We start from the raw sequence: 19,562 nt of genomic DNA on the forward strand, positions 1-19,562 counted from the left end.
GACGTTCGGCTCAAGTTCGACGGAGTGACTCCTCCGGAAAGCGACCTCATGTCCGATCAGCGTAACGAGACGACGGATACCTCAGCGATCGTCAACGACGATCCGGCTCCGGTCGCCAGCGCCCCCCGTCCGTCGCCCCGTGATGCCATCATCGAGGCCCTGTTCGAGCTCGCGGCCGAACGGGAATGGAAGGACATCTCGGTGTCGCAGATCGCCGAGCGGGCCAATCTGTCGCTGGCCGACTTCCGCGATGCGTTTCCGTCCAAGGGCGCCGTCCTCGGCGGCTTCTCGCGCAAGATCGATCAAGCCGTGCTGCGGCAGAACACCAACGACCTGAAGGACGAGACCCCGAAGGAGCGTTTGTTCGACGTGCTGATGCGCCGGCTCGACGCGATGGCACCCTACCGGCTCGGACTGCAGGGCGTCGCCGACTGGCTGCGTCGCGATCCGGTCGCGGCGGCGGCGATGAACCGGCCGGCCCTCAACTCCATGCGGTTCATGCTCGAGGCGTCGGGCATCAACACCGAAGGTCAGGCCGGGACGCTGAAGACCCAAGGGCTGGTGCTGGCCTGGAGCCGGGTCGTGTCGGTCTGGCTGCGCGACGAAGATCCCGGATTGGCCGCCACCATGGCGGCGCTCGATCGGGAGCTGACCCGCGGCGAAACCCTGGCCAGCCGGGTCGACGACCTCGAGCGGCTGGCGACGCCGTTGCGCCTGTTGGCCGAAGGTCTGATGAGCGTCGGCAAGCGGGCTCGGGGCGGTGCAACGGAGGCCGGTAAGGGCTTCGACGCGGATGTGGCGCCGACACCATGACGGAGGATGCGGCCGATTTGGCGACGCTGGCGGATTTCGAGCGCATCGATATCCGGGCCGGTACCATCGTGGCGGCCGAGGCGTTTCCCGAGGCCCGCAAACCTGCCTTCAAGCTGACGATCGACTTTGGTCCTGTGATCGGCATCCGCAAATCTTCGGCGCAGATCACGACCCATTACCAGCCCTCGACGCTGGTGGGTCGGCAGGTTTGCGCCGTCGTCAATTTTCCACCGCGCCAGATCGGCCCGTTTCGATCGGACGTGCTGACGCTTGGTCTCGCGGACGGCTCTGGCGGCATCCGCCTCATCGGGGCAGATGCCGCGGTGCCGAACGGAAGCCGCCTGAGCTGAACCCCATCACGACGCCGGCCGCTGGAGTGTCGCTGCGGCCGGCGACAAGGGGCCGGCTTGCTTCGGTCCGCTTGCGCTGAACGGTGGCGGTGACGCGGATCGGCTGCCCCCCGCGCACTCATCAGGCAATGGCCCGCCCGGCTGTGGAGCGGGCTTGCATTCCAGTCCGGATGCCTCTAGGTACGAACCTCTGCGAAGCAGGCCGCCATAGCTCAGTTGGTTAGAGCGCTAGATTGTGGATCTAGAGGTCCCCCGTTCGAGCCGGGGTGGTGGTACCATCTTCCTGCAGGTTTTCCGCTTCCATGCTGATCATCGTTGCCCCTGAGCGGGCCTGCGTCTTGGCAGGTCCCTTGGCGCGCTGGAGCCGATGGCGTACCCCGGCAAGATCATCGACCCGCCCTGTCAAGACAGCCGGATTGAGGACCCCCTCGCTCGATCGTCTTGCTGTAGCGCCGATGTTCTTTCGCTTCGCTGCTTCAACATCGTCCTGCTTGGATGCGCTACGGATACTGAAGCACGACCGGTCGAGGCCGGGCTTTTCCTCAAATCTGTTGCTCGTACTTGATTTCACACTAGTAGGCCGCTTGCAGAAAATATCGATCGGCTCTATCTACTTGCCGAACTGCGGAGAGCATCATGACGGAAAGCAATGCGGATATCGAATTCATCGGGATGGCGGCCGATATCGTATCCGCCTTCGTAAGCCACAATTCGGTTCCGGCCGGCGAACTGCCGAGCCTGATCCACTCCGTGCATCTTGCTTTGCAGAAAATCGCCGGCACCAAGGTTGAAGAGCCGGTCGAGCAGGTGAAGGCGCCTGCGGTGCCGATCAAGAAATCGGTCGCCGACGATTACCTGATCTGTCTCGAGGATGGAAAGAAGTTCAAGTCGCTAAAGCGACACCTGCGCACGCAATACAACATGTCACCCGCTGAATATCGTGAGAAGTGGGGCCTGAGCGGCGACTATCCCATGGTGGCGCCCAACTACGCGCGCGCCCGCTCCGCCCTTGCCAAGGAAATGGGCCTCGGCCAGCAGCGGAAGAAGGCCTTGGCGGTGCGCCCGCCCTTGTCGCCCGTCGATGATCTCGCGCCGGCCGAGCCGAAGAAGGGCCGGGGTCGCCCGAAGACCGTAAAGACCGCGACGGCCGCCTGATCGGCTTTGATCAAGAGGACGCGCCTATAGCTTAGGTCGCGTCCGCAATCGGGCATGCTGCATAGAGGGTAGAGCCGGGTCTCATCCTGCAAGGTTTGGAGAAAACCAGACCGAGCGGAGTGTCCAGGATGTGTTTCGAGGGGGTGCCGGTAGGCGCCGTTCAACAAAAAGGGCGAAGTGCTAGTCACTTCGCCCTTTTTGTTGTTTGAGGCGTCCGCTGTCGCGTCAGGACAAGCGCGCGAGCCCATCGGCGGCCGCCTGGTTGCTCGGGTCGAGTGCCTTCGCGTGCGCGAACGACTCTCGCGCCTTGTTGGCGTTGCCGGTCTTTTCGTAGCAGAACCCAAGCCCTGCCCAGGCCATCGCATTCTTGGTGTTGACGTTCAGGGCCGCATTATAGTCCTCGATGGCGGCCGCATATTTGCCCGTCGCGGTCAGGCTCTGCGCCCGCGCCTCGTAGGGCGCTGCCGCGAACGGGTCGCGGTCGATCGCATTGTCGAAGTCGCTCAGCGCCAAGGCTTGTTCACCCTGCTTCTGGTGGATGAGGCCGCGCGCATGGAACGCCTGCGCCCCTTCCGGGTAGAGCCGGATCGCGGTGTTGAGGTCCGCCATCGCCTGATCGAGGTGCCCTTGCGAGCGCAGCAGGTTGCCGCGTCCGAGATAGGCCGGTGCGTGGTTCGGATTGGCCTGGATGGCCTGGTTGAAATCGGCGAGCGCCAGATCGTCGTGGCGGGTCTGCCGATAAGCGAGCGCACGGTTGGTGAAGGCCGCCGCATTGCCGGGGTTGAGCTGTACGGCCTTGGTGAAGTCGCCGATAGCATTCGAAAAGTCGCCCGTGCGGGCATAGGCGGTGCCACGGGTGTTATAGGCGTCGGAGTCGTTGGGGTTGCGCTTGATCACATCGCTCAGCGACGCGATGTTGACGGACGTATCCTTGCTGGCTGCCTGCACTTCGGCGATGCCGCGGCCAGGCGTTTCGAGCGAACCGACGGTCTCGCAGCCGCCAAGCGCCAAAGCCATCGCGGCGGCGAACCCGGCCATGATGAGCGGGCGATGCCGGGCCACGGGGACGGGCGATGCCGAAAGTGGCGCTGGTAGATCCGTCCTAGCGACGCGCATCGCGTGTGTCTCGCTTAAGTGTTTGGGTGCCACGCACCCGTCAAATCCAATGTGGATCGTCGACTGACGCCACATTGGGGCGACACTGGGACGATCATGCGACGCCGAACCGGCCTCGGCCACTTAACGAGTGGTGTCGCATAATGGTTACTATTGTTCTAAGCTTCAGGAAATCTGCTCCCGCATCAGAAAGGTCGGCCGCAGGCTTGCAAGGGGGCGATCGCGTCTGTGCGCCATAGCCGCCTCGGCTTCGGCACGGCATCGCTTGACGGCACTCGAGCAACTCAGGGTCAGCCTACGTGGCCTCGGTGGTTGTGTCGGCTCGCGCTCTCGGTCCGTGTGAGGCCTCGGTGGGGCCCAGAATTGCGGGCGCCGACTTGTCGGCCTTTGCGTGATCTGCTATGCGCGGCGTCTGCAATGAGGTTCGTTTCGAGCCCATCGCTTCGTTCACCGAAATTCCCGTGTGCCGGTTCGCGCCGGCCCGCCCGCAAGGCGGAGGGTGTCGGCATCACGCCTACATCCATCGGCCCCCGGGAATCCGTTCACACCAGCCGCCGGCGCCGCCCGAAAGGGCACCCAGGAGAATCAATGTCCGCAGTTTATGCTGAACGCGCTCCGACGCGCGATGATTTCGCCGCTATGCTCGAAGAGAGCTACGGCAAGAGCGAGGCTTTCGAAGGGTCCGTGGTTCGCGGCACCATCGTCGGCATCGAAAAGGACGTGGCCGTCATCGACATCGGTCTGAAGACCGAAGGCCGCGTGCCGCTGAAGGAATTCACCAGCCAGGGCCGTGAAGCCGCGCCGCAGATCGGCGACTTCGTCGAAGTGTATCTCGAGCGTGTCGAGAATGCGCTCGGCGAGGCCGTGATCTCGCGCGACAAGGCCCGTCGCGAAGAAAGCTGGGTCAAGCTCGAGCGCGCCTTCGAAAAGCAGGAAAAGGTCGAAGGCATCATCTTCAATCAGGTCAAGGGCGGCTTCACGGTCGACCTCGATGGCGCCGTGGCGTTCCTGCCGCGCTCCCAGGTCGACATCCGGCCCGTGCGCGACGTCAGCCCCCTCATGGGCGTGCCGCAGCCGTTCCAGATCCTCAAGATGGATCGTCGCCGCGGCAACATCGTCGTGTCGCGCCGCACCGTGCTCGAGGAAAGCCGCGCCGAGCAGCGTCACGAGATCGTGGCCAACCTCGAAGAGGGCCAGGTCATCGACGGGACGGTCAAGAACATCACCGATTACGGTGCGTTCGTGGACCTCGGCGGTATCGACGGCCTGTTGCATGTGACCGACATCGCCTGGCGCCGCGTCAACCACCCGACCGAGGTGCTGACCATCGGCCAGACCGTCAAGGTCAAGATCATCAAGATCAACCACGAGACGCACCGCATCTCGCTGGGCATGAAGCAGCTGCTCGACGATCCGTGGCAGGGCATCGAGGCCAAGTACCCGATCCAGGCCAAGCTCTCGGGCCGTGTCACCAACATCACCGACTACGGCGCCTTTGTGGAGCTGGAGCCAGGCATCGAAGGCCTCATCCACGTTTCCGAGATGTCGTGGACCAAGAAGAACGTGCACCCCGGCAAGATCGTGGCCACCAGCCAGGAAGTCGAAGTGCAGGTCCTCGAGGTCGACCCGATCAAGCGTCGCATCTCGCTCGGCCTCAAGCAGACCCTGTCGAACCCCTGGGAAAGCTTCTCCGAGAACTTCCCCGTCGGTTCGGTGGTCGAGGGCGAGGTCAAGAACAAGACCGAGTTCGGCTTGTTCATCGGCCTCGAGGGCGATGTGGACGGCATGGTCCACCTCAGCGACCTCGACTGGAACCGTCCGGGCGAGCAGGCCATGGAGGACTACAAGAAGGGCGACGTCGTGAAGGCGCAGGTTCTCGACGTAGACGTCGAGAAGGAGCGCATCTCGCTCGGCATCAAGCAGGTCGGCACCGAAGCCTTCATCACCAAGCCCGGTGAAGATGGTCCGGCTCCGACCGACGGGCTTCGCAAGGGTCAGGTCGTCACCTGCGAGATCATCGAGGTGAAGGACGGTGGCGTCGAGGTGAAGATCGCCGGCAGCGAGTTCACCACCTTCGTCAAGCGCGCCGAACTGGCCCGCGACCGCAACGACCAGCGCCCCGATCGCTTCGCGGTCGGCGAAAAGGTCGATGCCCGCATCACCATGCTGGATCGCAAGGCGAACAAGATCGCCGTGTCGGTCAAGGCGCTGGAGATGGCCGAAGAAAAGGAAGCGATCGCTCAGTTCGGCTCCGCCGACTCGGGTGCGTCGCTCGGCGACATCCTGAGCGCCGCCATGAAGAAGCGCGACCAGCAGAGCTGATCTCCTGGCCGCGGGTACCCCGCGGCCTCCATAAGCAAGCAACCGCGCGGAGCTTCTCCGCGCGGTTTTGTTTTGGCCATCCCGGATACCCTGAATGACCCGTGCGCTCGGCATCGATTTCGGCACCACCAATTCGGTCGTGGCCCTGCTGGGCCAGGATGGGCAGGTCCGCAACCTCAGCTGGCCTTCGGCCGGCGGTGCCGTCGATATTTTCCGCACCGCGCTGTATTTCTGGAGCGAGGGCCGTCCGCCCCGCGTGCAGGTTCACCGGGCCGCAGGGCCGGCGGCGCTCGACCATGCCCTGGCCGGCACCGGCGAAGGGCGCTTCATCCAGTCGATCAAGACCTACCTTGCGACCCGCAGCTTCTCGGAAACGCGGTTGTTCGCGCAGCGCTTCTCCATCGAGGCGCTCGTCTCTACCTTTCTGGGCGACCTTTCGGCGCCGATCCCGCAGCTTCGGCAGGGCCTGCCGATCGCAGCCGGCCGGCCGGTCGTCTTCGCCGGCGAGGCCCCGGACGAGGGGCTTGCGGTGGAACGCTTGAAGGCCGCCTACGACATGGCGGGCTTCGGTCCGGTCGAACTCGCCTATGAGCCCTTCGGGGCCGCTTATTGGTATGCCCGCACCTTGAAGCGCGACGAAACCGTGCTGGTGGCGGATTTCGGCGGCGGCACCAGCGACTTTTCCGTCATTCGCTTCACCCAGGCGAATGGTCGCCTGTCCTCCGAGGCGCTGTCCCATACGGGCGTCGGGGTGGCGGGCGACACCTTCGACTACCGCCTCGTCGACCACCTCGTGGCGCCGCAACTCGGCAAGGGGTCGCATTACCGCTCCTTCGGCAAAAGCCTGCCGTTCCCGGCCTATGTGCATGCGGCCTTCGCGCGCTGGCACCAGCTGTCCTGGTTGAAGGCGCCGCAGACGATGCGGGAGCTGAAGGAGCTCGCGGCCATGAGCGAGGCGCCGGACGCGATCGAGAAGCTGATCGCCTTCCTCGACTACGATCTCGGCTTCGAGCTTTACCGCGCCGTGTCCAAGGTAAAGACGCGCTTGTCGGACGCTGACGCAGCCGAACTCAGTTTCGACAGCCATGGCATCCACCTCGACGGACGCGTCACGCGCGCCGACTTCGAAAGCTTCATCGCCGACGACCTCCGCCGCATCGCCGAGGCGGTCGAGGCGGCGCTCACGCAAGCCGGCTGCGGGCCCGGTGATATCGATGCCGTGTTCATGACGGGCGGCACCTCGCACGTGCCGGCCGTGCGCCGATTGTTCTCGGACCGCTTCAGCGTTGATCGCATCCATGTCGGCGAAGCCTTCCAGTCGGTCGCCTCCGGCTTGGCGCTGGTGGCCGCCGACCGCGCCCGCGTGGCCTGAGGGCCGCGACGGTTCGGCTTGCCATGGCCGGAGCCGGTGCTTAGGTTGGGCGCAACTCGTGACGGCAGAGCTCAAGGTGCGACATGGTGTCCGTCGTGACGGGCGGCTCGGCGCATGCAGCCACCGCCTCCAGGAACGATCACGCGATGTCCATGGCCACCGGTTCTGCCGATTACCTGCTTGATCGGCGGCGTCTGCGTCGAAAGCTGTTGTTCTGGCGCACGGCCGGTTTCGCGCTGCTGGCCCTGATCGTGCTCGGGCTGGCACTCCGGGCCACCGCCTCGCGCAGTGCCGCGACGCTGGTGCCGCATATCGCCCGCATCCAGATCTCGGGCCTCATCACCGGAGACGACAAGACGCTCGATCTGATCCGCGACGTGGGCGCTTCCGCGGCCACGGGGGTCATCGTCGTGATCGACAGCCCCGGCGGCACCACGGTCGGGTCGGAGCGGGTGTATGACGCGCTGCGCGCCGTCGCGGCCAAAAAGCCCACCGTGGCCGAGATCCACACGCTTGGCGCCTCGGGCGCCTATATCGCGGCACTCGGCGCCGATCACATCGTGGCCTATGGCAATTCGCTGGTCGGCTCCATCGGGGTGCTGTTCGAGTTCCCGAACTTCGCCAAGCTGCTCGACACCGTCGGGGTCAGCGTCGAAAAGATCAAATCGTCACCCCTCAAGGCGGAGCCCGATGGCTTTACGCCGACGAGCGACGCCGCCCGCGCCGCCATCGACGCCCTGGTGGTCGACAGCTATGGCTGGTTCAAGGGCTTGGTGCAGGATCGCCGCCACATGAGCGATGCCGAACTCGCCGCCGTCGATGACGGCCGTGTCTTCACCGGACGCCAAAGCGTGCCATTGAAGCTGATCGATCAGCTCGGCACCGAGAAGGACTCGATCGCCTGGCTGGAAGGCAAGGGCGTCGCCAAGGATCTGCCGGTGCGGGACTGGAAGCGCCGCAGTGACAGGGCGTTCGGCTTGTTCGGCGCTGCCTCCTCGGCGGCGGAAACCTTAGGCGCGCCCGGGCTCGCGCATGTGCTTGGGCTGGCCGCAAGCCTCGAGACGGTTCGTCCGATGGATGGCTTGCAGGCGATCTGGATCGCTTCACCGCGCGAATAGGAGCAGAACAGCGTTGCGTCACACATCACAGGCGGGGGCCCGAGCGTGATAAAATCGGAATTGGTGCAGCGGCTGACCGAGAAGAATCCGCATCTCTACCTCCGCGACATCGAGAAGATCGTCAATGCGATCTTGGACGAGGTCACGAACGCACTGACGACCGGCAATCGGGTGGAGCTACGCGGCTTCGGGGCCTTTTCGGTGAAGAAGCGCGACGCACGCCTCGGCCGCAACCCGCGCACGGGCGCCCATGTGGATGTCGACGAGAAGATGGTGCCGTTCTTCAAGACCGGCAAGGAAATGCGGGAACGCCTGAACCTCGAAGACGGTTGAACCCTGCGTTTCGTGGAACCAGGATGGGAACGGGTCTGATCTCATGAAGAATGCCCTCAAGGCGATCGTGCTGGTGCCGATTGCCCTCCTGATCGTGGTCTTTGCGGTCGCCAACCGCCAGATGACCACCATCTCGCTCGACCCTTTCAACAGCGATACCCCGGCGCTCGCCCTGAGCGCGCCGCTGTTTCTGGTGATCCTGTTAATGGTGATCCTCGGGGTGCTGGTCGGCGGCATCGCGAGCTGGATCTCGCAGGGCGTGGTGCGTGCCTCGGCCCGCCAGGCCCGCACCGACGCGGCCCAGCTACGGCGCGAACTGCAGGAAACGCGCCTCGAGCTCGATCTGGTACATCGCCAGCAGGCCGCGGCCCGTTCAACCGCACTACCCTCCCAGGCTTTGATCGGGCGCGAGGTGGCCTGAAGTCCTAGGCCGGTCGCCTCGGGGACTGGGTCTTCAGAGCTTGCGGAGCGCCACATCCTCGATGCGATGGCTGGCACCCTTGGTCAGGATCAGGCTCGCCCGGGGGCGCGTCGGGCGCACGTGTTCGACGAGGTTGCGCAGGTTGATGTCCCGCCAGATCGTCAGGGCGATCTCGGTCGCCCTGGCATCGGTCAGATCGGCATATTTCCGGAAATACGAGCGCGGATCGCGGAAGGCCGTCTGGCGCAGTCGCATGAAGCGCTCGACATACCAGCGTTCGAGCAGGGCCTCGTCGGCGTCGAGATAGATCGAGAAGTCGAAGAAGTCCGACACGAAGGGGATGTCGGTGCCGGCGCGGTTGGGCAGCAGCACGTTCAAGCCTTCGACGATCAGGATGTCGGGCCTGTCCACCACCACGAATTCGTCCGGGACGATGTCATAGGTCAGGTGGCTGTAGACCGGGGCCCGCACGGCCCGCATGCCGGCTTTCACGTCCGACAGGAAGCGCAGCAGTGCGGACGCATCGAAGCTTTCCGGGAAGCCTTTGCGGTTCATGATGTTCTTTTGTTCCAGCACCCGGTTCGGGTGCAGGAAGCCGTCTGTGGTGACGAGATCGACCTTGGGGGTGTTGGGCCAGCGCGACAACAGGGCCCGCATGACGCGCGCTGTGGTCGACTTGCCGACCGCCACCGAGCCCGCCACGCCGATCAGATAGGGCATCTTGCCTTCCGGCTCGGCCCCGAGAAACCGCTGGGTCGCCTTGAACAAGCCTTGCGACGAGGCGACGTAGAGCGCCATCAGCCGCGACAACGGCAGGTAGATGGCGGCCACCTCCTCGAGCGAGATGGGGTCGTTCGTGGCGCGCAGCCGCGTCAGGTCGTCTGCCGTCAGCGTCAGGGGCGTGTCGGCGCGCAGCGCAGCCCATTCGGCACTGGAAAAGCTGCGGTACGGCGAGGCGACCGGCCGCGGCGGGATCTTGACCCTGTGGTTCATGCGAAGCCCGATCAGGCCTGAGCGAAACGGCGACGCGTCGCCGAGGAAGGAACGGTCAGGCCGGGCGCGAAGCTTTCTCGTCCAGCCCGGATTGCCGGGTGCGTCGCCCGAGCTCCTCCACGACATGGTCGAGATGCACCCCGCTTGCCTGCAGCAGCACCAGGAGATGGTATATGACGTCGGCGGCTTCGGCGACGATCTCCGGGCGCTTGCCACCGAGCGTCGCAATGACGAGCTCGATGGCCTCCTCGCCGAACTTCTTGGCGACGCGCGGCGGACCGGCATCGAGCAGCTGGCGGGTATAGGAGCGATCGACCGCCGACAGGGCGCGCGTCTCGATCAGGGCAATGAGCGTGTCGAGGGTGAAGCGGGCCGGGGCCGTCATGCGTCGAGCCTCATGGGCAATCCGGCGGCCGCCATATGGGCCTTGGCGTCGCGGATCGTGAAGGTGCCGAAATGGAAGATGGAGGCGGCCAGCACCGCCGTGGCATGCCCGTCGCGCACGCCCTCGACCAGGTGGTCGAGCGTGCCGACGCCGCCCGAGGCGATCACCGGCACCGCGACCCGGTCTGCGACCGCACGGGTGAGCGCGAGGTCGAAGCCGATCTTGGTGCCGTCGCGATCCATCGAGGTGAGCAGCAACTCACCGGCGCCGCGCGCCACGACGTCTTCGGCATAGCCGACGGCGTCGATGCCGGTGGCACGGCGACCCCCATGCGTGAACACCTCCCAACGCGGCGACTCGCCGGCACCGGACACGCGCTTGGCGTCGATCGCCACGACCACGCATTGACTGCCGAATTTTTCGGCCGCCTCGGTCACGAAGGCCCGGTTGGTGACGGCCGCGCTCATGATCGAGACCTTGTCGGCGCCGGCCAACAGCAGCTGGCGGATGTCGGCCACGCCGCGGACGCCGCCGCCGACCGTCAACGGCATGAAGCAGCGTTCGGCCGTGCGCCGCACGACGTCGAGCAGGATGCCGCGGTCCTCGTGGCTCGCGGTGATGTCCAGAAAGCAGAGTTCGTCGGCGCCGGCCGCATCATAGGCGACCGCGCATTCGACCGGGTCGCCGGCATCGCGCAGGTCGACGAAGTTTACGCCCTTGACGACGCGGCCGTCCTTGACGTCGAGGCAGGGGATGACGCGGGCCTTAAGCATGGGCGGTTTTCGCGTGCCGCGCCAGGGTGGCCAGCGCCTCGCTCGGGTCGAGCCGCCCGTCGTAAAGCGCCCGGCCCGTGATGGCGCCGGCGATGCGGGCGCAATCGGGCTGGCACAGACGCTCCACGTCGGCCAGCGAGGCGAGCCCGCCCGAGGCGATCACCGGGATCGCGATGGCCTCGGCGAGCGCGATCGTCCCCTCGATGTTGAGGCCCTTCATCATGCCGTCGCGGGCGATGTCTGTGTAGACGATGGCCTCGACGCCGGCATCCTCGAAGCGGCGGCCGAGATCGATGGCATTCATGCTCGAGGCACGGGCCCAGCCATCGACCGCCACGAAGCCGTCGCGCGCATCGACCCCGACCGCCACCTGGCCCGGGAACAAGCGCGCGGCTTCGCGCACGAAGCCCGGGTCCTTGACGGCCGCGGTGCCGATGATCACCCGGCGAATGCCACGGCGCAGCCAATGCTCGGCCGTGCGGATGTCCCGGATGCCGCCGCCGAGCTGCACCGGCATGCGGACGCGGTCGATGATGGCTTCCACGGCGGCCGCATTGACGGGCGTGCCCGCGAAGGCGCCGTCGAGGTCGACCACATGCAGGTGCGTAAAACCTTGGCTTTCGAAATCAGCCGCCTGGGCGGCGGGATCGGCGTTGAACACCGTCGCCTGATCCATGTCGCCCTGCACGAGGCGCACGCATTCGCCGTTCTTCAGGTCGATGGCGGGAAACAAGATCATGGCGCCCACCGGAGGAAGTTGGCGATGAGGGCCAAGCCGAGCGCCTGGCTTTTCTCGGGGTGGAACTGGGTGCCCGCAACGTTGTGGCGCGCCACAAAGGCGGTCAAGGGACCACCATAGTCGGCCGCCGCCACGATGTCGTCGGGCCGGGTCGCGTAAAGCTGGTAGGAATGCACGAAATACGCATGCAGACCATCGGTGCCGGTCGGAATGCCGGCCAGCAGCGCATGCGGGCGGCGGGACTCGATCGTGTTCCAGCCCATATGGGGCACCTTGAGGTGCGGGTCGGCCGGCCGCAGTGCGGCCACGTCGCCGGCGATCCAATCGAGCCCGGCCGTCTCGACATGTTCGAGCCCGCGCGACGCCAGAAGCTGCATGCCGACGCAGATGCCGAGAAACGGCTTGCCGTCGCGCACCACGGCTTCGGTCATGGCGTCGCGCAAGCCCGGCACGGCATCGAGGCCTCGCATGCAATCCGCAAAGGCGCCAACGCCCGGCAACACGATGCGGTCGGCGCGCCGCAGCACGTCAGGGTCGCTCGTCACCACCACGGCCGGCGGCACGTCTTGCTCGCGGGCGGCGCGCTCGAAAGCCTTCTGGGCCGAGTTGAGGTTGCCGGACCCGTAATCGACGATCGCGACCGTCATGTGCCGTCGCCTTCCGGGAACAGGCCGATGACGGCCGGCGTGGCGCCACGGTTGTGCCAGGCGGCCCGGTGTGGGCGCGACGGGACCGCGGCTGGCCAAGCCGGCTGCCGGGTAAAGAACAACCGTTCGGCCGTCTCGAGGTCCGGTGCCGATACGATGTCGCGCAGGGCGAGGCCGCGTCGCGCCAGATCCCAGCGACGCAGGTCCGGCCCCTCGGCGCCGAGATAAAGGTGCATCAGGACCAGCAATGCCACGAGGCCGATCAACGGCGGATGCATCACAATCGCCAAAGCCGCGATCGCCGCCACAAGGACCGCATAGGCCACCATGGCGGCCCATAGCCGGTGCCACACGAGATAGCAGAATCCAAACAAACAAGCGCTTGGGCTAAAACCTTCGCGCACCAGCACCGTGGCCTCGCCGCGTGCAAAACCATCGCCGGCCGTTTCGGGGACGTGAACCGTGTAGAGGGCCATCGGCTCAGCTCCCCAATGTGCCCTTTGTCGACGGGATGCGGTCGGCCTGCGCCGGGTCCACCGCGACCGCCACTCGCAAGGCGCGTGCCAGGCCCTTGAAGCAGGATTCGGCGATATGGTGGTTGTTGAAGCCGTAAAGCGTCTCGATGTGCAGGGTCGCATGCGCCTGCATGGCGAAGGCCTGGAAGAACTCGCGGACGAGCTCGGTGTCGAAGCTGCCGATCTTCGGCCGGTCGAAGCTGGTGCGGAACACCAGGAAGGGCCGGCCCGAAAAGTCGAGCGCCACCCGGGTCAAGGTTTCGTCCATCGGCAGATGCACGTCGGCATAGCGCACGATGCCGCGCTTGTCGCCCAGCGCTTCGCGCACCGCCTGGCCGAGCGCGAGGCCGGTGTCTTCCACCGTGTGGTGGTCGTCGACCTGCAGGTCGCCCCGCGCCCGCACGGTGAGGTCGATCAGCGCGTGGCGGCCGATCTGGTCGAGCATGTGGTCGAAGAAGCCGATGCCGGTCTCGGTGTCGGCCGTGCCGGTGCCGTCGAGGTTGACCGACACCGCGATGTCGGTTTCCCGCGTGTTCCGTTTGACCGTGGCCTGCCGCATTCATGCCTCCCGCTGCGGGGCTTCTAGCAAGGGGCAGGGCGGTTGGCCACTCGTGCTGCGCGCCTGCCGCTTGACCTCGACGGCCGGGGGGAAAATAACGCCCGCGTGGCGCGTTCCCATGTCGCCCGAAGAGGAGCGTCCATGACCGCCGACAGCATCGACACCGCGTTCCAATCCCGCTTGACGGCCGTGGCCGACGCCATCGAGACCACGCTCGACGGATTGCTGGCCCCGACGGGACTGCCCGGCGAGGTGGTGCGCCCCGGCCGGCTGCTCGAGGCCATGCGGTATTCGACGCTCGGCGGCGGCAAGCGGCTGCGGCCGTTCCTGGTGGTCGAGACCGCCCGCCTGTTCGGGGTCGAGGGTGTCGGGCCGCTGCGGGCCGGCGCGGCCCTCGAGATGATCCATTGTTATTCGCTGGTGCACGACGATCTGCCGGCCATGGACGATGACGACCTGCGCCGCGGCCGCCCAACCGCCCACAAGGCATTCGACGAGGCGACCGCGATCTTGTCGGGCGACGCGCTGCTGACCTATGCGTTCGATGTCGTGGCAGGGCCCGAAACCCACCCCGACCCGCAGGTGCGGGCCGATCTGGTGTTGGCGCTGGCCCGCGCCTCCGGGCTCGGCGGCATGGCGGGCGGCCAGGCGCTCGACCTCGAGGCCGAGCGCCGCACGGAACCGCACACCCCGGACTTCGTGCTTCAGATGCAATCCATGAAGACCGGAGCGCTGCTGCTGTTCGCCGTCGAGGCGGGCGCCATCCTGGGCGGCGCCACGCCCGAACAGCGCGAGGCGCTCCTGCGCTACGGCCGGGCCCTCGGCGCCGCCTTCCAGGTGGCCGACGACATCCTCGACGCGGAAGGCGACACCGCCACGCTCGGCAAGGCGGCCGGCAAGGATGCCGGGCGTAACAAGGCGACCCTCGTGGCGGCCCTCGGCCTCGAAGCCGCCAAGGCGCGCCGCGACCTGCTGGCCCGCGAGGCCCAGGAGGCGCTGGTGGCCACCGGCCTCGGCGAGCGTACCGCCATTTTGAGCGAGGCGGCGCGCTTCACGGTGGCGCGCAAGAGCTGATGCGCGGCGGCGGCGCCTCGATCCGCGTGGTGACAGCCGGCATCGCGGGCGCGCTGGGCTTGGCCCTGGCCGCCTGTGCGCCTGTAGCCAGCCGGCCCGAGGCCACCGGTATGATCAGCGATCCGATCGCGCCGACGGTGCCGCGCAGTTTCGCGGCCGACCTGCCGCGCTCGCCTCTGGCCGATGTCGTGGTGAATGGAGGCTTGCGGTTTTCGACCGCTGCGGCGGCACAACGCCGGTGTCCGGATGACGCCGTGGTGCGGGTCGACACCGCGTCGAACATCTACCGGCCGGCGACCACGCCAGGTCCTGGCGTCTTCATGTGCAAGGCTGCCGCCATGCAGGAAGGCGATCGGCCGCGCTGAGGCCCGCGCGTCAGAAGCCGAACCGCATGCCGGCCCCGAAGGTGCTGCCGCTTTCCTGGATGGCCTGGGAGGTGCTGGCCGGGCCAGAAAAGCGCGGCGCGCTCCTGCTGCTGCAGGTTATGACGCCACGTCCACCGAGCACTCTGGTGACCGATTTAAATTAGCTTCGCCGTGATCATAGCGCGCGCTTTTGCCCAAGACTAATGCCTCGGGCGGAAGCTCCAGCGGCCGGCGACGTTGCCGCCCTGTGAGCACGACATGCATGAAAGTAATCCAGCTTGGATTGTCACCGACTCGATCACTCGGCCGGTAAATCGCTACCGGGCTCGACGGCCTGCAACGCTGCCTCGCTGCTCGGGACATTACCCTCCCGCAGCTTTGCCAGCATAATGCGAAAATTTGTGACGTAGGTGTCGGCGCGGTTGTGACCATCGGCTGCGGTTTGTGCCGCGGCTAGGATGGCTGCTACGATCTGATCCGTGTTCAAGAGCTTTCCTTAGAATGTCACTATTGAGCGCCTCGTGTTTACACAAGCGGGCCTTTGTGGGGCGTCATCAAGCCTGTTCCATTCCCATAATCTTTCAGGCACATTAATTTCGTTAATAACGCAGCTCAACCTAAGAGTGAAGTAGTGAAGGAGACTACGGTCTATAGCTCAGCGGAGATGAGCGTATTTTCGAATAGATAGATTCAAATAAAAAGAACGAAAAGAAAATCAGCAAACCAAATAGATTATAGTGATATCGTAGTATGGGCTGGACTATTGCATAGGGGGAGCTAGACACTATTATCATAGCAGCAATATATTGAAATTTTCTCCAATCTTGGACTAGGCAAATAAATAAACCAGCCAAACCAAACAAAGAGACTAACCAAAAAATCGCAATTCTGATGTAGTCGAAAAAATTCGGACCTCTAGCGTAGTATATAGTGAGCATCCAGGGCTGGGGAAATACATAGCTTATAAGATGCTGGACTGCGAGCTTAGCTGTCGAAAAAGGGTGCTGTTTCACCCACTCATAGGTCTGCGCTCCAAGTAGGTTTGCATAAGCAACCTCTCCCCCTGCCAAACGCATGCGGGCATAGCTGTTATCATCTGCATTCGGATGGATGCTGAAAAGCTGATCCTTGAAGCCCTCACCTTGATCTGGATTGAGCGCATTATCATTGAAGGCCAGCGCAAGCTCGAGGCCGAGGTTACTTCGAAGGAGAATTGGATGTCCCATGACACGTTGGTTACGTAGGGCCCAGGGCCCGATGAACAGAGCTAAGGCAGCGATGCATGCCACTGCCATCGTCGCCCATCGGGCTTTCGTTAATCTGCGGAACGAAAAAAGCGCGAGGCATACATATCCGCCAATACCAAACTGCGGGCTGATGAAAAAAAGAAGTGCGTTCAGAAGAGCGACTGCGGCAATGCTCATCCAGGATATGCGAAGCTGTCCATCCATTTGATAGAGCATTAACAGAAAAGCCGCCATGCCAGCGACCGCATAACCACCCTCCCAAAACCTGAAGTCCTCTGTTTCGAGATGAGCGTTCAACAACACAAGGCAAAGAGTTAACATTGCGCCAAGACGGAAGAACTTAGTCAGGCCCAATGTCTTAAATAAACGGTAGAGCAGCAGATATCCGGTGAAAGTGGTTGCGATTGCAATCAGGGTTAAAAGCACCGTAGATGCCGCCGTTTCTATGCCTGTAACTTTGTACACCGCGGCTGCAATCCCAATCGGAATTGGCAGTAAATGTGCAGACGGCAGGCCGTCTGGCCAAAAAACTGTGCCCTTGGGGCGATATACGTCGCTGATGTAGCCATTTGTGGCAAGGCCGATAGCGGCATTTTGGGCTTCGCCCATCCCATTGTGATAGTGCAACGCCCAGAGGCTGCGGCCTATGAAGCCTAGGAGCAGGGCAAGAGCGATCAGAACGCGTTCATCACGCAAGAGCGGGTGTTTAAATAAACGCAATGCGAAGTTCCCCTGACCTAGCTGAACAAATTTCAGTAAACTGCTCTCCCGTCAACTGTGGCAGTTGAACTGGGTTCTTTCGACTTAGCTATGAGCGCTCGATGATCAAACAGGACCTAATTAAAGAAAACTCTGCAAATCAGTACACTTAAAGCCGTTGTATGATAAAAATCAATACAATCTAGTGATTGGCGCGTCTGAGTTGCGTTCTGAAAAACGCTAAGCTTAAGGTGTCGTAATGTGACTTGCGTCAATCGCAAGCTGCAAATGTTTTTCTTATCATAACCTGCCAACGTGATAGACAGAGCGATAGCTTGCCAGACTTTATCCGCGCAGACACACGCGGAGGCACTATCAACGTGCTCTTGGTCCATCTATGGGTTTTGAAATAATGGTGGGCGCGACAGGGATTGAACCTGTGACCCCTCCCGTGTGAAGGGAGTGCTCTCCCGCTGAGCTACGCGCCCGCGCCGATGTGCGGTGCGGAGCGTTTACGCGGGGAGGGCGGTTGCCGTCAAGCCGAAACGGCGTCGGGCGGCAGCAGCGCCGTCACGGCCTCGAGCAACGCATCGAAATGAGAGATCACCCGGTCCGGGCCGAGGTCCTGCACCGGCACGTCGGTATAGCCGAAATCCACCGCGATCACCGGGATGCCGGCGTTCTTGGCGGCCGCGATATCGGTGATCGAGTCGCCCACCATCACGGCGCGGTTCGGCGCGCCGCCGGCTTGCGCGATCACGGCCGGCAGGGTTCGGGCGTCCGGCTTGTGGAACGCGAAACTGTCCTGCCCACAGATCGCGCGGAAGCGGCCCGTGACCCCGAGGGCGTCGAGCAGCATCAGCGACGTGGTCTCCATCTTGTTGGTGCAGACCGCGAAGGCGTAGCCGACCGCTTCCAACCGGTCGAGCGCCGCCTCGACGCCCGGGAACAGGTGTGAGCGGGCTGCGATGTGGCTTTCGTAATCCCGCAGGAAGTCGGCGAAAAGCCGCTCGAGCTGCTCGGGCGTCAAGCTGCGCCCCGCCGTCGCGAAACCGCGCTTGATCAGGGCACGGCCGCCGGCACCGAGCAGCATCCTGGCTTGTTCGACCGGCAGCGGCGGCACGCCTTCCTGGCCGAGGACGACGTTCAGCGCCGCCATCAGGTCGCCGGCCGTTTCGGCCAGCGTGCCGTCGAGATCGAAGAGCACCAGGGGAGCGGTCATGCGGGGTTCCAGGTTGTGACCGCCCTATGGCACAGCGCGGCGCCGGAAACACGCGATTTGAACCGCGGCCGCGTTTGCGGAATGATCGCGCTGATTCGAGGGGTCCGGTCGCATGCGTGTCAGGCTGTTGAAACGATGGGGCGCCCTGCTGGCTTGGGGCGCGATGCTGCTTGGGGCGGGGCTCGGGGCCGCGCAGGCGGCCAGCTACGAGTTCCTGGCGGCGCCGGAAACCGACCTCAACCGCGTGTACCGGGTCGACAAGGCCACGGGGGAAATGTCGGCCTGCCAATACGGCCTTTCGGCCGAGGCCAGTCCCGATGCCAAGGACGCCAAGGCCGCGGTCGGCACGACGTTGTGCTACCCGCCGGGCGAAGGCGGCGGCAGCCAGGCGCAAAGCGAATATGGGCTGGTGGCGTCGCGGCACGAGCGGGAGGGTGGTGTCTTCCGGGTCGACCTGCGCACCGGCACCATGTCGATCTGCTATGTGCTGAATGAATCGGTGGTGTGTACCCCTCCGGCCAAGTGACGCCGGGCGGACGCGCGAAAACCCTCCGGTGGGGCGCTAACCGGAGGGTTCGCTCTTGGTCGAGCCAGGTGGCCCGACCGCAAGTTCGGACGCGATGCGGCTGCTAGGCGCGGGGACCATCACCCGCTCGAAGACGCCGCGACCGCGAAAGCAAGATCAGTCGCAAACCCGCACGGGCCGGTAGCCGACAAAGGTGCCATAGGCGTCGTAGACAGGCGTGCGTTCGCGGTAGCAGGGAGCATAGGCCTGCACCGGGGCATAGCCATAGGCCGGCGCATAACCATAGCCGTAGCCCGAGGCGTAGGCCGGCCGGGTCGCGCCGCTCAGCAGAGCTCCGGCCGCGAGGCCGCCGATCAGGCCACCCGCGAAGGGGCCGCCCCAGCCGCCGGCCGCCGCCGGTGTTGCGCTGCCTGCGATGCCGGCAGCCAGAACCGCGGCCGCAATGCCGGCCGCCATGGTGGTCTTGATGAAGGACATGGGACGCCCCTTGGGTGATGAAGGTGGACCGGAGGTCTGCTCGGGCCGGTCTCGACGAAACCGAAGCTAAGGCGTTGCGGCTGAATGGAACATGAAGCGGTTCGACGGCTGTTGTTCAGGCACCGCGAAGCCTTTGAAGCCCTGCGCCAACCGGACAAAGGCGAACGTGCTGCGGTGGCCGGTTGGCCGGTTGGCCGGCTGGCCGATCGGGCGAGAGGGCGATCTCCCCTTCGTCCTCGCGGCTTTCAGCCCGGCCGGCGCGAATTGCCTTTTCGGGCGGGAGGCGATACCGGTCGGACCCCGTGACCACCCGCTGGCGCGATGCCGATGAGATGCCTTTC

At 64.7% G+C, this 19,562-nt stretch carries 24 protein-coding genes and 2 tRNA genes; 13 read left to right on the plus strand and 13 right to left on the minus strand.

From position 1 onward, the window contains the following. Nucleotides 1–48 precede the first annotated feature (48 nt). From P7D22_RS05910 to P7D22_RS05925, 4 genes are all read left to right on the plus strand, one after another. On the plus strand, nucleotides 49–813 hold the full coding sequence (locus P7D22_RS05910) for a TetR/AcrR family transcriptional regulator (RefSeq protein WP_319933293.1): 765 nt from the start codon (nucleotides 49–51) through the stop codon (nucleotides 811–813). Then, nucleotides 810–1,163, plus strand: coding sequence for a tRNA-binding protein (locus tag P7D22_RS05915; RefSeq protein ID WP_319933294.1), 354 nt, complete (start codon nucleotides 810–812; stop codon nucleotides 1,161–1,163). Before P7D22_RS05910 ends, P7D22_RS05915 begins: the two co-directional genes overlap by 4 nt. 201 nt (nucleotides 1,164–1,364) lie before the next feature. Further along, nucleotides 1,365–1,441 (plus strand) — tRNA-His (locus P7D22_RS05920). A 358-nt stretch (nucleotides 1,442–1,799) separates the two neighbouring features. Continuing rightward, nucleotides 1,800–2,318 (plus strand): MucR family transcriptional regulator, encoded by a 519-nt coding sequence (locus P7D22_RS05925; protein ID WP_319933295.1) that lies wholly within the window; start codon nucleotides 1,800–1,802, stop codon nucleotides 2,316–2,318. Between the two features lie 225 nt (nucleotides 2,319–2,543). On the opposite strand, the gene P7D22_RS05930 is transcribed toward P7D22_RS05925, so the two are convergent. Further along, entirely contained in the window at nucleotides 2,544–3,356 is an 813-nt protein-coding gene (locus tag P7D22_RS05930; protein WP_319933296.1) for a tetratricopeptide repeat protein, read from the minus strand. 666 nt (nucleotides 3,357–4,022) lie between these two features. Here P7D22_RS05930 and rpsA point away from each other — a divergent pair. The 5 genes from rpsA (at nucleotide 4,023) to P7D22_RS05955 (ending at nucleotide 9,000) form a co-directional block, all read left to right on the plus strand. Beyond that, nucleotides 4,023–5,756: a 30S ribosomal protein S1 gene (gene rpsA / locus P7D22_RS05935; protein WP_319933297.1), complete on the plus strand. Its 1,734-nt coding sequence runs from the start codon at nucleotides 4,023–4,025 to the stop codon at nucleotides 5,754–5,756. A gap of 94 nt (nucleotides 5,757–5,850) precedes the next feature. After that, on the plus strand, nucleotides 5,851–7,128 hold the full coding sequence (locus P7D22_RS05940) for an Hsp70 family protein (RefSeq protein ID WP_319933298.1): 1,278 nt from the start codon (nucleotides 5,851–5,853) through the stop codon (nucleotides 7,126–7,128). Between the two features lie 146 nt (nucleotides 7,129–7,274). Continuing rightward, nucleotides 7,275–8,246, plus strand: a complete 972-nt coding sequence (sppA, locus tag P7D22_RS05945; protein ID WP_319933299.1) for a signal peptide peptidase SppA — start codon at nucleotides 7,275–7,277, stop codon at nucleotides 8,244–8,246. A 45-nt stretch (nucleotides 8,247–8,291) separates the two neighbouring features. Then, nucleotides 8,292–8,579 carry an integration host factor subunit beta gene (locus P7D22_RS05950; RefSeq protein ID WP_319933300.1) on the plus strand — a complete coding sequence of 96 codons (288 nt, stop codon included), beginning with the start codon at nucleotides 8,292–8,294 and terminating at the stop codon, nucleotides 8,577–8,579. A 43-nt stretch (nucleotides 8,580–8,622) separates the two neighbouring features. Continuing rightward, nucleotides 8,623–9,000 carry a LapA family protein gene (locus P7D22_RS05955; protein ID WP_319933301.1) on the plus strand — a complete coding sequence of 126 codons (378 nt, stop codon included), beginning with the start codon at nucleotides 8,623–8,625 and terminating at the stop codon, nucleotides 8,998–9,000. 33 nt (nucleotides 9,001–9,033) lie between these two features. Here P7D22_RS05955 and coaA read toward each other — a convergent pair whose 3' ends face one another. Genes coaA through hisB form a run of 7 tightly spaced genes read right to left on the minus strand, consistent with a single transcriptional unit; the run spans nucleotide 9,034 to nucleotide 13,611 of the window. Continuing rightward, nucleotides 9,034–9,993, minus strand: a complete 960-nt coding sequence (gene coaA, locus P7D22_RS05960) for a type I pantothenate kinase (RefSeq protein WP_319933302.1) — start codon at nucleotides 9,991–9,993, stop codon at nucleotides 9,034–9,036. Between the two features lie 55 nt (nucleotides 9,994–10,048). Beyond that, entirely contained in the window at nucleotides 10,049–10,378 is a 330-nt protein-coding gene (locus P7D22_RS05965; RefSeq protein WP_319933303.1) for a phosphoribosyl-ATP diphosphatase, read from the minus strand. Next, a complete protein-coding gene (gene hisF, locus P7D22_RS05970) occupies nucleotides 10,375–11,151 on the minus strand; it encodes an imidazole glycerol phosphate synthase subunit HisF (protein WP_319933304.1) in 777 nt (258 codons plus the stop codon). Before hisF ends, P7D22_RS05965 begins: the two co-directional genes overlap by 4 nt. Continuing rightward, nucleotides 11,144–11,890, minus strand: a complete 747-nt coding sequence (gene hisA, locus P7D22_RS05975) for a 1-(5-phosphoribosyl)-5-[(5-phosphoribosylamino)methylideneamino]imidazole-4-carboxamide isomerase (RefSeq protein ID WP_319933305.1) — start codon at nucleotides 11,888–11,890, stop codon at nucleotides 11,144–11,146. Before hisA ends, hisF begins: the two co-directional genes overlap by 8 nt. Further along, nucleotides 11,887–12,537, minus strand: a complete 651-nt coding sequence (hisH, locus tag P7D22_RS05980) for an imidazole glycerol phosphate synthase subunit HisH (protein WP_319933306.1) — start codon at nucleotides 12,535–12,537, stop codon at nucleotides 11,887–11,889. The genes hisA and hisH overlap by 4 nt, the downstream gene beginning before the upstream one ends. Continuing rightward, nucleotides 12,534–13,013 (minus strand): DUF2628 domain-containing protein, encoded by a 480-nt coding sequence (locus P7D22_RS05985; protein WP_319933307.1) that lies wholly within the window; start codon nucleotides 13,011–13,013, stop codon nucleotides 12,534–12,536. Before P7D22_RS05985 ends, hisH begins: the two co-directional genes overlap by 4 nt. 4 nt (nucleotides 13,014–13,017) lie before the next feature. Then, nucleotides 13,018–13,611, minus strand: a complete 594-nt coding sequence (gene hisB / locus P7D22_RS05990) for an imidazoleglycerol-phosphate dehydratase HisB (RefSeq protein ID WP_319933308.1) — start codon at nucleotides 13,609–13,611, stop codon at nucleotides 13,018–13,020. Between the two features lie 141 nt (nucleotides 13,612–13,752). On the opposite strand from hisB, the gene P7D22_RS05995 reads away from it, so the two are divergent. From P7D22_RS05995 to P7D22_RS06005, 3 genes are read left to right on the plus strand one after another with little or no spacing between them, the layout of a single operon-like run. After that, complete coding sequence (locus tag P7D22_RS05995; protein ID WP_319933309.1) at nucleotides 13,753–14,685, plus strand: polyprenyl synthetase family protein; 933 nt, start codon at nucleotides 13,753–13,755, stop codon at nucleotides 14,683–14,685. After that, complete coding sequence (locus tag P7D22_RS06000; RefSeq protein WP_319933310.1) at nucleotides 14,685–15,050, plus strand: hypothetical protein; 366 nt, start codon at nucleotides 14,685–14,687, stop codon at nucleotides 15,048–15,050. Before P7D22_RS05995 ends, P7D22_RS06000 begins: the two co-directional genes overlap by 1 nt. A 26-nt stretch (nucleotides 15,051–15,076) precedes the next feature. After that, entirely contained in the window at nucleotides 15,077–15,214 is a 138-nt protein-coding gene (locus tag P7D22_RS06005; RefSeq protein ID WP_319933311.1) for a hypothetical protein, read from the plus strand. A 134-nt stretch (nucleotides 15,215–15,348) separates the two neighbouring features. On the opposite strand, the gene P7D22_RS06010 is transcribed toward P7D22_RS06005, so the two are convergent. The 4 genes from P7D22_RS06010 to P7D22_RS06025 form a co-directional block, all read right to left on the minus strand. Beyond that, nucleotides 15,349–15,537 carry a hypothetical protein gene (locus tag P7D22_RS06010; protein WP_319933312.1) on the minus strand — a complete coding sequence of 63 codons (189 nt, stop codon included), beginning with the start codon at nucleotides 15,535–15,537 and terminating at the stop codon, nucleotides 15,349–15,351. A 154-nt stretch (nucleotides 15,538–15,691) separates the two neighbouring features. Beyond that, on the minus strand, nucleotides 15,692–17,017 hold the full coding sequence (locus P7D22_RS06015) for a hypothetical protein (protein WP_319933313.1): 1,326 nt from the start codon (nucleotides 17,015–17,017) through the stop codon (nucleotides 15,692–15,694). 392 nt (nucleotides 17,018–17,409) lie between these two features. Further along, nucleotides 17,410–17,484, minus strand: a tRNA-Val gene (locus P7D22_RS06020). Between the two features lie 47 nt (nucleotides 17,485–17,531). After that, a complete protein-coding gene (locus P7D22_RS06025) occupies nucleotides 17,532–18,218 on the minus strand; it encodes an HAD family hydrolase (RefSeq protein WP_319933314.1) in 687 nt (228 codons plus the stop codon). 112 nt (nucleotides 18,219–18,330) lie between these two features. On the opposite strand from P7D22_RS06025, the gene P7D22_RS06030 reads away from it, so the two are divergent. Then, nucleotides 18,331–18,744 carry a hypothetical protein gene (locus P7D22_RS06030; RefSeq protein ID WP_442916035.1) on the plus strand — a complete coding sequence of 138 codons (414 nt, stop codon included), beginning with the start codon at nucleotides 18,331–18,333 and terminating at the stop codon, nucleotides 18,742–18,744. A 156-nt stretch (nucleotides 18,745–18,900) separates the two neighbouring features. Here the strand turns inward: P7D22_RS06030 and P7D22_RS06035 are convergent, their stop codons facing one another. Next, nucleotides 18,901–19,221: a hypothetical protein gene (locus P7D22_RS06035; RefSeq protein WP_319933315.1), complete on the minus strand. Its 321-nt coding sequence runs from the start codon at nucleotides 19,219–19,221 to the stop codon at nucleotides 18,901–18,903. Nucleotides 19,222–19,562: the final 341 nt, after the last annotated feature.

Source organism: Lichenihabitans sp. Uapishka_5 (assembly GCF_033947565.1).
Taxonomy (GTDB): Bacteria; Pseudomonadota; Alphaproteobacteria; order Rhizobiales; family Beijerinckiaceae; genus Lichenihabitans.

Bases quoted from the DNA above. Each gene is read 5' to 3' on its own strand.
- P7D22_RS05910 (WP_319933293.1), top strand. From the start codon at position 49: ATGTCCGATCAGCGTAACGAGACGACGGATACCTCAGCGATCGTCAAC.
- P7D22_RS05915 (WP_319933294.1), top strand. From the start codon at position 810: ATGACGGAGGATGCGGCCGATTTGGCGACGCTGGCGGATTTCGAGCGC.
- P7D22_RS05925 (WP_319933295.1), top strand. From the start codon at position 1,800: ATGACGGAAAGCAATGCGGATATCGAATTCATCGGGATGGCGGCCGAT.
- P7D22_RS05930 (WP_319933296.1), bottom strand. From the start codon at position 3,356: ATGGCCGGGTTCGCCGCCGCGATGGCTTTGGCGCTTGGCGGCTGCGAG.
- rpsA (WP_319933297.1), top strand. From the start codon at position 4,023: ATGTCCGCAGTTTATGCTGAACGCGCTCCGACGCGCGATGATTTCGCC.
- P7D22_RS05940 (WP_319933298.1), top strand. From the start codon at position 5,851: ATGACCCGTGCGCTCGGCATCGATTTCGGCACCACCAATTCGGTCGTG.
- sppA (WP_319933299.1), top strand. From the start codon at position 7,275: ATGTCCATGGCCACCGGTTCTGCCGATTACCTGCTTGATCGGCGGCGT.
- P7D22_RS05955 (WP_319933301.1), top strand. From the start codon at position 8,623: ATGAAGAATGCCCTCAAGGCGATCGTGCTGGTGCCGATTGCCCTCCTG.
- coaA (WP_319933302.1), bottom strand. From the start codon at position 9,993: ATGAACCACAGGGTCAAGATCCCGCCGCGGCCGGTCGCCTCGCCGTAC.
- P7D22_RS05965 (WP_319933303.1), bottom strand. From the start codon at position 10,378: ATGACGGCCCCGGCCCGCTTCACCCTCGACACGCTCATTGCCCTGATC.
- hisF (WP_319933304.1), bottom strand. From the start codon at position 11,151: ATGCTTAAGGCCCGCGTCATCCCCTGCCTCGACGTCAAGGACGGCCGC.
- hisA (WP_319933305.1), bottom strand. From the start codon at position 11,890: ATGATCTTGTTTCCCGCCATCGACCTGAAGAACGGCGAATGCGTGCGC.
- hisH (WP_319933306.1), bottom strand. From the start codon at position 12,537: ATGACGGTCGCGATCGTCGATTACGGGTCCGGCAACCTCAACTCGGCC.
- P7D22_RS05985 (WP_319933307.1), bottom strand. From the start codon at position 13,013: ATGGCCCTCTACACGGTTCACGTCCCCGAAACGGCCGGCGATGGTTTT.
- hisB (WP_319933308.1), bottom strand. From the start codon at position 13,611: ATGCGGCAGGCCACGGTCAAACGGAACACGCGGGAAACCGACATCGCG.
- P7D22_RS05995 (WP_319933309.1), top strand. From the start codon at position 13,753: ATGACCGCCGACAGCATCGACACCGCGTTCCAATCCCGCTTGACGGCC.
- P7D22_RS06000 (WP_319933310.1), top strand. From the start codon at position 14,685: ATGCGCGGCGGCGGCGCCTCGATCCGCGTGGTGACAGCCGGCATCGCG.
- P7D22_RS06005 (WP_319933311.1), top strand. From the start codon at position 15,077: ATGCCGGCCCCGAAGGTGCTGCCGCTTTCCTGGATGGCCTGGGAGGTG.
- P7D22_RS06025 (WP_319933314.1), bottom strand. From the start codon at position 18,218: ATGACCGCTCCCCTGGTGCTCTTCGATCTCGACGGCACGCTGGCCGAA.
- P7D22_RS06030 (WP_442916035.1), top strand. From the start codon at position 18,331: ATGCGTGTCAGGCTGTTGAAACGATGGGGCGCCCTGCTGGCTTGGGGC.
- P7D22_RS06035 (WP_319933315.1), bottom strand. From the start codon at position 19,221: ATGTCCTTCATCAAGACCACCATGGCGGCCGGCATTGCGGCCGCGGTT.